This window comes from Deltaproteobacteria bacterium (assembly GCA_016874775.1).
Lineage (GTDB): Bacteria > Desulfobacterota > Binatia > Bin18 > Bin18 > VGTJ01.
Map to the genome: position 1 here is coordinate 1 of VGTJ01000203.1, position 10,066 is coordinate 10,066.

8 protein-coding genes are annotated in these 10,066 nt (G+C 57.0%); 2 read left to right on the plus strand and 6 right to left on the minus strand.

What is annotated here, in order from left to right; all coding sequences use genetic code 11:
• Nucleotides 1-168: 168 nt before the first annotated feature.
• The 5 genes from FJ147_24560 to FJ147_24580 form a co-directional block, all read right to left on the minus strand.
• The gene (locus tag FJ147_24560; protein MBM4259059.1) at nucleotides 169-564 is read right to left on the minus strand and encodes a hypothetical protein; all 396 of its coding nucleotides are present in this window, start codon (nucleotides 562-564) and stop codon (nucleotides 169-171) included.
• Nucleotides 565-638: 74 nt separating this feature from the next.
• Complete coding sequence (locus FJ147_24565) at nucleotides 639-941, minus strand: hypothetical protein (GenBank protein MBM4259060.1); 303 nt, start codon at nucleotides 939-941, stop codon at nucleotides 639-641.
• Nucleotides 942-1,892: 951 nt separating this feature from the next.
• The gene (locus FJ147_24570) at nucleotides 1,893-2,279 is read right to left on the minus strand and encodes a hypothetical protein (protein MBM4259061.1); all 387 of its coding nucleotides are present in this window, start codon (nucleotides 2,277-2,279) and stop codon (nucleotides 1,893-1,895) included.
• A gap of 2 nt (nucleotides 2,280-2,281) precedes the next feature.
• Entirely contained in the window at nucleotides 2,282-2,596 is a 315-nt protein-coding gene (locus FJ147_24575; protein MBM4259062.1) for a hypothetical protein, read from the minus strand.
• Nucleotides 2,597-2,927: 331 nt separating this feature from the next.
• The gene (locus tag FJ147_24580) at nucleotides 2,928-3,953 is read right to left on the minus strand and encodes a DUF1016 domain-containing protein (protein MBM4259063.1); all 1,026 of its coding nucleotides are present in this window, start codon (nucleotides 3,951-3,953) and stop codon (nucleotides 2,928-2,930) included.
• Between the two features lie 392 nt (nucleotides 3,954-4,345).
• On the opposite strand from FJ147_24580, the gene FJ147_24585 reads away from it, so the two are divergent.
• Both FJ147_24585 and FJ147_24590 read left to right on the plus strand, forming a co-directional pair.
• The gene (locus FJ147_24585) at nucleotides 4,346-5,680 is read left to right on the plus strand and encodes an MFS transporter (GenBank protein ID MBM4259064.1); all 1,335 of its coding nucleotides are present in this window, start codon (nucleotides 4,346-4,348) and stop codon (nucleotides 5,678-5,680) included.
• A complete protein-coding gene (locus tag FJ147_24590) occupies nucleotides 5,680-9,294 on the plus strand; it encodes an ATP-grasp domain-containing protein (GenBank protein MBM4259065.1) in 3,615 nt (1,204 codons plus the stop codon). The genes FJ147_24585 and FJ147_24590 overlap by 1 nt, the downstream gene beginning before the upstream one ends.
• A gap of 20 nt (nucleotides 9,295-9,314) precedes the next feature.
• Here the strand turns inward: FJ147_24590 and FJ147_24595 are convergent, their stop codons facing one another.
• The gene (locus FJ147_24595; GenBank protein ID MBM4259066.1) at nucleotides 9,315-9,638 is read right to left on the minus strand and encodes a type II toxin-antitoxin system VapC family toxin; all 324 of its coding nucleotides are present in this window, start codon (nucleotides 9,636-9,638) and stop codon (nucleotides 9,315-9,317) included.
• Nucleotides 9,639-10,066: the final 428 nt, after the last annotated feature.

Consider the following 10,066-nt stretch of genomic DNA (forward strand, 5'->3'; position numbering starts at 1 on the left):
CATACCTTCCTCCTCTATAGAGAGTCACAAATTCCCGCTCTGTTTCTCGACCGGGTGTGCTCATCTTGCACCTCTCTTCGTGTGAGGAAAGAACGCCGTTCAATCACCGCTTACCATCAATCGGCGCGAGCGCGAGAAAGATGCGGCCCTGCGGCGTGAGTTGCAACATTAGCGCACCTCCAGGAAGGTCTGGAGCAAGGCCGACACGGCTGGGGCAGATTCACTATAGGTGATGCGGAACAGCGTCCCGTCCGGACGCTGGACTTCGACCGCGACCGGGCTCGTCCGCCACGGCGGCGGCGCCACTTCGACAAACGCCGGGGCCGGTGACGAGGCTTTCGCTCCGGGTGCTCCCTGTCGCCGTTTGAGGGCCTGAGGTTTGAGGTGTAACTGTTTGGCCACCTGGGCCACCGAGAACACCTCGGTTAGTGACAGGGCCTCGGTCCATAAGGCCTCGGGAATGCGATAGCCTCGCGGCGTGGCACGACTCTGCCGCCATTGGTGAAACTGCTCGGCCACCTGTTGTAAATGCGCTTCAGCTTGGGTTGGGGACACATGTGACATCGACCTCTTCCTCCCGTGCAAAGATACTCTGCGGTAGGAAGGTATGCGCATTCCTCCTCACTTGTCACGCGCGTTCACCGGAAAGATACGAATTTCCCTACCGACGCGGCCTGGTCCACCGGACCTGACCCAGGATCGCCCATGCTACAATCACCGCTGGCCGGGAGTGCATCCTCAGCCACGTGGTAGGCCCCATCCGCACCATGAATTTCGACACGCGCGGGAACAGGCTGTCCAGTCGTGGCGTCATTGATCGTTAGCTGCAGGGTGCCAGAAGACTCTTGCGCGAAAAGCAGGTGGGGGAATGGTGCCATAACCAGCAAGAGTAAGACCGTGCTTGCCGAGCGACAAATCGAAAAACGCCAAGCTGTGGACATTCTCGCCTTCCTTCCTAACGCATGGAGTTTCTACAAGTGTTGGAGCAATAAGTTTTGTGAACTCACTCTCTGTTCGGTGTAAAGGATATGAGACGAAACGTCAACGGGAGAATGGTTGCAGTCCTGCATATAAGTGACTATAGGCATCCCATTTGAGATAGAGGCGGCCGAAACGCAAACCATCCTTCGACAAGCTCAGGGTGTACGGGTTTACGCCGTGCTAGTGTCTCCGTTCGTGCTGAGCCTGTCGAAGTACGAACGGCGCACATCCACAACTGATTTAGGAAACCTATATCGAGACCATTGCTCATCACCTGCTATGAAATCGCAACGTCCAATCCTTAAATTGACGACAGCTCCCTGATGTCGTCGTGCGAGATACAGCTCACTTGTTGGTTGGCTAACGTTCGAGCTCAGGCAGCGGTCCGTCAGGGTCGTCGTGCCTGCAGCGAATTGTTGGTCGCATGCACTAGCCAACTCCTACCATTAACAGCGCGATGATTACGCCGAACACCACCAGAACGACCATGGCGAATGCCTTGATCATCTGGATTTCAAACACCGTAGCGATTGCCCAGGCAAGAAGAAGAACCGTAGCCATCACTGCTACTGCGATCTGGATACGTCTGCTTACCGTTGGCTCAGGACTCTTTTGATCATTACCTACTGGGCCGGCCATAACACCTCAATTTTTCTCCAACGTCTCCTACCTCTTTTGGCGGTACGCGTGAACCCTTGTGTCAGAAGGTCAGAGGAAGTATCGTCATTTTCCAACACGTCCCTTATTTCCGCTCCCAAAACAATTCGTGCTGTTTCGTCGCAGCCCGGTGGTCGTGTGGCATACACGGAATGTCCACAACCCCAATTGCCTTGCAACATTCCCTATTTCCACTGAGAGGCCCAACGCCACCGTTCACTTGCTCCGGCCCAACCGCGGCTTTTTGCGCTCAGTCAAAACCGCTCGCGGGCCGCAGTCGAGTCCAACGGATAGTTAGGTGCGGTCTGAGATGGGCTAGGGGAATACTTTTCTAAGGAAAAGCTGCCATAGCGGAAGGAGAGTTCAAACACATTCGTCGTAATAACCGCTACTTTTTGTGCGTCGTGTCTTTGGAGTGAGAGTCCCACAAGCTCAGCCTCTAAATGTTGCAAATCAAGTACATCACCGAATGTATCCCAAGTGATATGCTCACAGTGATTAAATCGTAACGTATAGGGTAGCGAAGCTTCCTGAGGATTATACAAACAGGAAAGCAAAATAGACTGGTCAGCGGCGTCCACCGTTACCGCTGTGACCACAGACGCTGCGTCACCAAGGCCGAGTGCTTGATAATCATCCATGGTCAATTCTCTACTTTCTCACCCGTCGTGTGAGTTGACGTTAAGGCGCCATTTTCATCGAGACGCGCCCCTTTATGGGTTCGCTGTCCTTGTCGATTATACTCGCGTTGCGGCAGCCGTACCACCTCACCAGTGGGACGAATCCACACTTCAGAGCTATCGGGAAACTTATAGCGCGTATAGCCTCCTGCGGTGACGCGTACCTCCGCACCTAGTGAACGCAAGAACTCATCCGCTTCCAGACGTGACAGTCCGTGTAAGCTACCGAATGTGGATGCAAGTCCATGTTTCCCTTGTCCTGGCCCTAGTTGACGCACAGACGACTCCCTTTTCCCCTCATCATCGCGAAATATCGGGACTAACCCTAGCGTGTGCCCTTGGCGCACCGAAAATGAGTCAAAAAGTGTCACCAATATGATAAGGGCGATCGTCTGGAGTACTCCACTTGTGAGTTTACTACTACCTACTCGGCAGTATATCCCAATATTGAATTTCTCTACCGCTGGATAAACAAGTTGTGCTACTTCGTTGCGGTCTGGTGATCGTGTGAAATCCCCGTGAACGTCCACAGCCCCACTTTTCTTGCAACGTCCCCAATTGCTGCAATCGAGGTCTCGATGGTGATCTCTCTGCAGGTAGAGCAGTAGGTCACCGTTTAGGTTTGCGTGTCGTGCGCGGCGATCTTTTGCGGTCGAGCAACAGGCGTTGCTCACGGTCTAACTCGGCCCGCAATTCTTCCTCAGTGGGTAGGACGAGGCGATACTTACTCGCAAAGAGCTGTTCATTGCCATGTAGCACTGAATAGCGCACGACGGACGCGTCCTTTTGAGCACACAAGATGATCCCCACAGTAGGATTGTCCTCTAGGCCACGGCATTGCTCGTCATACATGCGGACATACATGTCCATCTGCCCAATATCCTGATGGGTGAGTTCGCCGGTCTTGAGCTCGAAGAGCACGAAACACTTGAGCAGGTAGTTGTAGAAGACGAGATCCACATAGAAATCCTTCGACTCCGTGCTGATCCGCTGTTGCCGCGCCACAAATGCGAACCCTTTACCCAGCTCTAACAGGAACGACTGCAAGTTACTGATAAGTGCGTGCTCCAGATTTGACTCCAGCAGCTTCCCCGTGTCAGGCAGCCCCAAGAATTCCAACAGCACGGGATCACGGACAAACTCGCGTGGCGTATATGCCAACGGTGCAAGCTTCTGGTTTGCTTCCTTGCGCACGGCTGGACGATCCTTACTGGCCAGCAGCCGTTCGTAATACAGCGTACCGATCTGACGTTCGAGCGCCCGGGCACTCCAGTTCTGGATGGCGGCCTCCTTCATGTACCACGCTCGCGCTTGGGGATCTTCTACCCGCAAGAGTGTTCGATAGTGGGTCCAGCTCAATGTGGTACGCACTGCGTTCCATTTTGGGAAGTGCAGATAGAAGGCTCGCATGTGTCGTAAATTCCGCGCGTCAAATCCCTTGCCACACTCGGTGGTGAGCCGTTCCGCAAGCCGCGTCAGGAGTTTCGCACCGTAGCGGGCGCGGCCTGCACCACCTTGCTCAAACTCGACGATATGGCGCCCCACCTCCCAACAGGTCCGTACTTGCACTACATCCACGGCCCGTAGGGCCTGCTGCCGCGCGTCCTGAATCAACGTTCGCACTTGCCGCACCAAGTCTTCGAACCCGAGCGGTAACGCAGGCACCGCAGCGCTTTTCGTGTCGCCCTTTTTCCTCACACGTTCCCTCTCATAGTCCAACCCCTGCTATGAGCTGTAGCCTCCCGCGCCAGGGATTGGAAGGGCTTTCAGGGGCAACGCATTGATGAGATGGCTGAGAGCATCCCTTGCAAGCCATAGACGCCGCTGGACAAACAATCGTCAATGATGCAATCCGCAATGAATGAATCCGCTTCTGGCTGACTACTGAAAGCTGAGAGCTGAACGCTTACGGTCGTTGGTCGTGGTTTCTCGTTGCTTGATTTATCGTTCAGCATTGCGTGTTTTCGAGATGGGACCTAGCAGAAGGTCCCCGGAATCGACAATCTATCCCTGGCGAGGTGTAGGGTATGAGCAGGCACAATACGAATGGTGAACAATCTTCCGCAGAGCAGCGCATCTTTTATGGTTGGTTCATCGTCGCCATTTTATTTTTCATCTCCGTCATCGATGGCGGATTCACCTATATTTTTTCCGCGTTCCTCAAGCCGTTATCACAGGAGTTCGGCTGGACACGAGCAGAGACTTCCGGCGCGTTTTCTCTTTACCTCCTCGCGGCAGGGCTCTCGCTTCCCTTTTGGGGGTGGCTATCGGATGCTCGTGGGGTCAAGATTGTCTTTGTGTTGAGCGCGATCATTGATGGGGTCGCGCTCGTGCTGCTGAGTCACATGGACAGTCTGGCTGTCTTCTACGTGCTGTATACATTCCTGGGGGTCGGGCTCGGAGGCATCGGCCCGGCGACCGTCGGCAAGGCGGTCTCGCAATGGTTTGTCACCAAACGAGGCCGCGCAATGGGCATCGCACTGATTGGTGGCGGGTTTGGTGGGCTTGTGCTTGTCCCGCTTGCCGGCGTTCTCATTGAAGAGTTTAACTGGCGCACTGCCTTTCAGGGGCTCGCTGCGTTGGCTCTTGGTGGCATGCTCCCAGCCGTGTGGTTCTTTCTCGTCGATACCCCAGCGGAAAAGGGACTCGTCCCGCTGGGGCAAGAGTTCCTCACTCAACATTCCGTTTCCTCTTCCATGGAAGAGCAAGAGGCGGCGGACGGGTGGACGCTAAAAGAAGCCATGTCCACGCTGACTTTCTGGTTGCTCGGAATATCGTTCTGCTTAGGACTGATGGCTGCCGCAGCGGTCCACGCACACCAAGTCGCGTTCATGCAGGATAGCGGGTTATCCTTGGAGAGTGCTTCTACCATAGCCGGAGTGACACTCAGCATGACGATGGGTGGACGGTTCGTCGTGGGCTGGGCTAGCGAGTACGTTCGCCACTTTCATTGGCTTTTGTCACTTAGTTTGGTGCTGCAAGCGATAGGCGTTGGCGTCCTTTTATATTTTGACACTCTGGGGATCTGGGCCCTGGCAGTCTTCGTTCCCTGCGTTGGGCTTGGTTACGGCGGCCTTGTCGTACTTTGGCCACTCTCGGTCAGCCATGATTTCGGGACGCGCGCGTTCGGCGCCATTGCTGGCGCAGTCGGGACGATCGCGCTCAGTATTGGAGGAGCCGTCGGACCAGTCGCTGCAGGCGCGATGTACGACAGCACAGGGAACTATGGGATTGCGTTCTTATCCTGTCTTGGTCTGTTTCTGGCAGGCGCCATGATCGCCTTTGTTACCGTAGAGCCCCAACGAGCCATCGCCCCCTCGCCGTCTCTGCACATACCGGCCAGCAAGAGGGACCTTGAATAGTGGTCGGGATCGAGAGCGATCCGGCCCTCTCTGTCTCTATCTCAATTCTCGATCTTGAGATTCCTGGATTCCGGGTCTCGCTGTGCTCGCCTGCAATGTCGTTGTCACGACAACCCGTGTTGCATACCAAGCACGAGCGATACCTACTTGCGCGGATGGCGGAGTTGGTAGAATTTGAGCCGCGGGAGGGTGCCTCTTTGTTCAAACGTGTATTGATTGCCAATCGAGGAGAAATTGCTATCCGCGTCGCGCGTGCTGCGTCAGCGCTTGGTGTGGAGTCGGTCAGTGTCTATGCTCCGGCTGACGCGCTCTCGCTGCATACGCGGGTTACTACGGAGTCACGTTCGCTACAGGTAACGTCGAGTAATCCTGTGCGCGCCTATCTTGATCTCGGCGCGTTGATTGCGGCGGCCAAGGCGACTCACTGTGACAGCGTGCATCCTGGCTACGGTTTCCTGTCCGAGAATAGCGCCTTCGCGCAGCAATGCGTCGATGCGGGTATTGCTTTCATCGGGCCGCGTCCCGAGACGCTCGCGCTCTTCGGTGATAAGACCCAGGCGCGTAAGTTGGCGCGCTCACTCGGCATTCCGATCATTCCAGGCAGCCCGCATGCGGTAGCGAGTGCCGAGGACGCCCGCGCGATCGCCGAAAAGATTGGCTATCCCGTAATGCTGAAAGCGGCAGCGGGCGGCGGCGGGCGTGGTATGCGTACCGTTACAAGTGGTGAGGAGATGTCGGCAGCTTTCGCGCGCTGTCAGAGTGAAGCACAGGCAGCATTCGGCGATGGCTCGCTGTTCATCGAGAAGCTGCTGGCCCGGCCTCGTCATATCGAAGTCCAGGTCCTGGCTGATAGCCAGGGCAACATCGTGCATCTCTACGAGCGCGACTGCTCTGTCCAGCTGCGCAACCAGAAGGTGGTCGAGATTGCGCCAGCGCCGGGGCTGGACGCCAGCCTGCGACGACGCATCTTGGACGATGCAATTCGGCTGGCCCGGGCCGCTGGCTATGAGAACGCGGGCACCGTTGAGTTCCTGGTCAGCCCGGAGCGCAGTGAGTACTTTTTTATCGAGTGCAATCCCCGCATCCAAGTGGAACACACTGTTACTGAGCAGGTCACAGGCATCGATCTCGTCGAGTCTCAGTTCCGCATCGCGGCGGGCGAGTCTCTTGCGGCGTTGGGGATTGTCAATCAGGAGTCGATTACAGAGCCGCGCGGCTATGCCGTACAAGCACGCATCGTCGCAAACGGCGCTGGTGTGCTGACAGGGTATAAGGAACCGACCGGTCGCGGCGTGCGAGTCGATTCCTGTGGCTATCTGGGCTACGCCCCGCCACCGCAATTCGACCCGATGTTTGCCAAGCTCATCTGTCAATCAAACTCGACTCAGTCCTTCACGTCGGCGCTCGACAACAACGTACGCGCGCTGGATGAGTTCCACATTGCAGGTCTGCCGACCAATCTGCGCCAGTTGCGCGCGGTCCTCTCACATCCAGAGGTACGGGCGGGCAATGCTCGTACCAGCTTTTTCTCGGAGCATCCTGATCTTGTCTCGAACGGTAAGGTGGCCTCCGCATCGGGAGCGCTCGCGCTGCTCGAACAGCAAGCGACCTCGCTGCGCGGTGGCAGAGCCGCACTCACTGTGAATGGAGCGCATCCGGCATCGGCGGGCTTGTCCGTACCGAGTGGAGAGGAAGGCGTCGCCAGCTCGATGGCAGGCAACATCATCGAAGTGTCCGTCGAAGCCGGTACGACGGTCGAAGCCGGCGCGACGTTGATGGTCATCAGCGCGATGAAAATGGAGACCGCGATCACCGCGCACTGTGCTGGCCTCGTCACCGGCATCAGTCCCACCGAGAGCGGCGTAACGGTTGCCGTCGGACAGATCATTGCCACGATCGCTCCCTCGGCACACGCAAGCGAGATCCGCGCGCCGCGGAGTTACGGCGAGAACACCTGGGCGCCGATGATGGCCGATGTGCAGGCGCTGCAAGCGATCGCGCATCAGCGGTTCGCATCCGAGTCGAAAGATCCGGGCGTGGTCCGCCAACGGTCGCGCGGCAAGCTGACCTGCCGCGAGCGTATCGATTTGCTACTTGATGCTGGAACATTTCGTGAGGTTGGTAGCCTGGCGGGATTCGCGGACTATGACGAGCATGGACGTGTTGCTGGCTTCACGCCCGCTAATCATGTGGGAGGATGGGGCAAGGTCGCGGGCCGCACAGCCGTCGTGTGCGCCGATGATTTTACCTCGCGCGGTGGCCATGCCGATGGGGCGATCGGCGGGAAGGCCATTCACCTGGATCGGCTGTCCCTCGATCTGCGCTGTCCATCGATTCGCTTACTGGACGGTTCATCTGGCGGCGGCAGCGTCGCCGCGATGGTGCCGCAACAGCAGAAGGCCGGTGAGAGCAATGCGCAGGAAAGTTCGGGGACTATCACTGCTGGTCGCCCACGGGTCTCCGGCCAAGGCGGCTCGTTCCTGCCGGGCCACCTCGGCAGTACGATGTATGTCGAGCATCTGAGCCAAGTGCCCGTGGTCAATATGCTGCTCGGCAGTGTGGTGGGCATCGGCGCTGCGAAGGCGGTGCTTGGGCATTTCGCTGTCATGGTGCGCGACATCGCGCAGTTGTTCGTGGCGGGACCACCAGTTGTGAGTCACGCGATGCGGTATGACATCTCGAAGGAAGAGTTGGGCGGTTGGCAGGTTCATTGCCGCAATGGGTCCGTCGACAACCTTGCAGAGTCAGAGGAAGAAGCGACGGCGATGACCAAGCAGTTTCTCTCCTATCTGCCATCGAGCGTCTACGAAGTGCCGCCGGTACTGCTGCCCGACCCAGCCGATCCTCTTGATCGCCAGGAGGAAGAGCTGTTCACCCTCATCCCCCGCCAGCGTACGATGACCTTCGACATGCGCCGCGCCATTCGCTTGATGGCGGATCGCGGCTCGTTCTTCGAGATTGGGTCGTTGTGGGGGACCGACCAGATCGTGGGCTTCGTCCGTTTCAATGGCTATCCGATAGGTGTCATCGCCTCTGACTGTCGCCACATCAACGGCGGCGCGCTCACGGCCGATGGATGTGACAAGCTCAAGCGCCATCTTGACCTCTGTGATCTGTTCCATCTCCCAGTGTTGAACCTGGTAGACAATCCGGGCTTCGCGGTGGGTCTTGAGCATGAGATCGCCGGTACCATTCGCAAGGGCGCCGAATGGATGATCGCGTTCGCGCAGGTCTCGGTGCCGATCTTCACCGTCATTATGCGCCGCAGCTTTGGGGTTGCGGGCAACAACTATGCGACGCCGCGCAGCGGAGCCAGTGCACGCGTGGTGTGGCCGGCCGCAGATGTGGGCGGCATCCCGCCGGAAGGTGGTATCGAGGCCGCATACAAACGCCAGCTTGCAGAAGCCGCTGATCCTGCGGCGCTGCGTGCGGAGATCAACGCGCGAATCGAGAGCGCGCGGGGACCAATCGGGCCGCTCAACCGCTTCCAGATGGAAGAGATGATCGATCCGCGCGACACACGGCGCTGGGTGTGCGAGTGGGTGGAGAACGCCTATCGCATCGTCTCACACCCAGCCACGCTTATGCCGCGAGCGCTGCAATTCCGACCGTAGGTGAGGAAAAACAAGGAATCTTAAAAATCCTCGGGGAATCTGCTCATCTTGATTTCTTCAATAGGGGCAAAGTGCCGTGGATTGGTGGTGACGAGTTCTAAGCCTTTCTTCCAGGCAGTTGCTGCAATCAAGGCATCAGCGAGATGATCTTTCAGATACGTGTACTTATTCAGGAGCGTAGAAAACCCATCAGCGATTTGCGGATCAGCATTCACAAGGCGATAGTTCTGCAGGAATGCCAGAATCTCATTTTTCTCCCTATCACTGATCGGAGGAGCAATTAATTCTTTGCGGGTGACATGAGAGTAGTAGATCGTCGCCGTGGTGTCGCGGAAGAAACTCATGGCCTCTTACTGTCTGCGAACATACAGGATGAACACAGTGGTATCGACCAAATACCGTGTGTCCATGGTCACTCAGCCTCATCCACCTCAGCCAGGAATTCTTCGGGAGTCTTCAGCCGTCCATCGCTATGACGAGAATCACGGAAGCGCATCCATTCGACGTAGGCACGCACATCCTCTATATCTTTAAGCATGTCCCACTTGCCGCATTTTTCTTGTAATAGCTTACCCAACTCGCCGATGAGTCGTGTGAGATCTTCTGGAGATAGAGTCTCGGCTTTCGCTAACACGTCTTGATACGTCGATGATGCGTGAGCTTCCGGTAAAGCCGCTTGACACCCGAGGTTGAGAGACAGCAAGAGCTGCTGCGTGGTTGTTCGCACCAAACTCTCACGGCCAGACCGATGCAACGAGCACGAGATGTGAAG